Origin of the sequence: Aphanothece microscopica RSMan92 (genome assembly GCF_046613545.2) — a bacterium.
Classification (GTDB): domain Bacteria; phylum Cyanobacteriota; class Cyanobacteriia; order PCC-6307; family Cyanobiaceae; genus NIES-981.
In genome coordinates, this window is sequence record NZ_JBKKKY020000161.1 from 1 (window position 1) to 1,639 (window position 1,639).

Consider the following 1,639-nt stretch of genomic DNA (forward strand, 5'->3'; position numbering starts at 1 on the left):
GCCCCACGATCTCCGTCGGACGCTCGCCGGTGTCGACGAGGCCGGCTTCCCGGCGCTGTTTCCAATACTCCTCAAAACGGTCGCCCCCCTGGTCCACGGCCATGAGACGGCCATTGTAAACACAGTACTTGGCACCGCGCTTCTGGTGCATGGCATGGTAAGGGCCGCCCCAGATCGCGTAGTTCCAGCCCCCCTCGTCAAATGATGCAACGACGTTTCGCTTGAGTATCATGGCTTGCCTTCCCTCCACACACTGCATCGCCCTTGGTGATCCACAATGGATCCGATCAAGGCGTTTATCCGCTGTTGGTGACGTCGGTCACAGCAATATTTTTTCAGAATACCGGAAGGGTGACAGCTCGTCTTCGATGACAAAGTTGACGAAGCGCAAACTCTCTTGGTTGAATAACTCGGGCCACCGCGCCGAAGAGATGGCCGGCGCGGACGGCCTCTTCCTCATTCGCCCATGCTGTGTAAATCTGGACAGCATTGGAGTTCATCCCAGGGAGTGAAGACATGACCAAGGTCCGTAGCTTACTGTCCACCCTCAACCGCCGCGAAGCAATTGCGTTGCCTGCCGCTGCAGGCCTGGTCGGCCTTGGGAGCCACCTCCCGGCCCGCGCGCAGGACCAGACCCCCAGGAAGGGCGGCAAGATGGTGCTTGCCTCGCGCCACGGTTCGACCACGGACTCGACCGATCCTGGCCTTCTCACCAATGCTTACCAGGGACTGCTCGCTCTTTCCTTTTCCAACACGCTGACTGAAATCCTGCCGGACGGAAGTGTCGGCCCTGTCCTCGCCGAGAGCTGGGACAGCAAGGACGGCAAGACGTGGCGCTTCAATCTAAGGAGGGGGGTTACCTTCCATGACGGGCGCACCATGAAGGCGGAAGACGTGGTCGCCTCCATCAACCACCACCGCGTGGCGGACTCGAAGTCCTTCATCAAGCCAGTCGCGGACCAGTTCACCGAAGTGAAGGCCGATGGCGACAATGCGGTGATCATCACGCTGCAGACGGCAAACGCCGACCTCCCCACCGTCCTGAACACCGAGGCCTTCACCATCTATCCTGCCAAGGGCGAAAAGATGGATTGGGAGACCCGCAACGGTACGGGAGCGTATATTCTGAAGGAGTACCAGCCAGGTATCCGCGCACATCTCGAACGGAACCCCAATTACTTCCGTGACGACCGCGCCTTTGCCAACGAAGTGGTTCTTCTCTGCATCCAGGATTCCAGTGCCCGCATGAACGCATTGTTGAGCGGCGAAGTGCAGGCCATCGACGAGGTTGACCTGAAGACGGTGGATCTGCTCAAGGCGCAAGCCAACATCACCCTCGACCGCGTGCAGAGCTCACTGCACTATACGTTTCCGATGCGCACCGACATGGCGCCCTTCGACAACGTCGATGTGCGCCTCGCGCTCAAGCACGCAATCGACCGCGAGGACCTGATGCAAAAGGTTCTCTATGGCTATGGCGTCGTCGGCAATGACACGCCGATCGGCCCCTCCTACCGCTATTGGGCGAAGGATATCCCGCAGCGTACATATGATCCGGATCGCGCCAGGTTCCACCTCAAGAAGGCGGGAATGGAAAATCTGAAGGTGGATCTCTCAACCTCCGAAGCGGCCTTCGTGG

General features: G+C 59.4%; 2 protein-coding genes. One reads left to right on the top strand and one right to left on the bottom strand.

The genetic code is table 11. The features are described 5' to 3' along the window. Window positions 1-232: hypothetical protein (locus ACLD7X_RS16610; protein ID WP_411424795.1), on the bottom strand; the 232-nt coding region annotated here is incomplete at its 3' end. Between the two features lie 284 nt (window positions 233-516). Between ACLD7X_RS16610 and ACLD7X_RS16615 the strand changes: the two genes are divergently transcribed. Next, window positions 517-1,639, top strand: a 1,123-nt coding sequence (locus ACLD7X_RS16615) for an ABC transporter substrate-binding protein (protein WP_411424796.1), incomplete at its 3' end; no start/stop codon positions are given.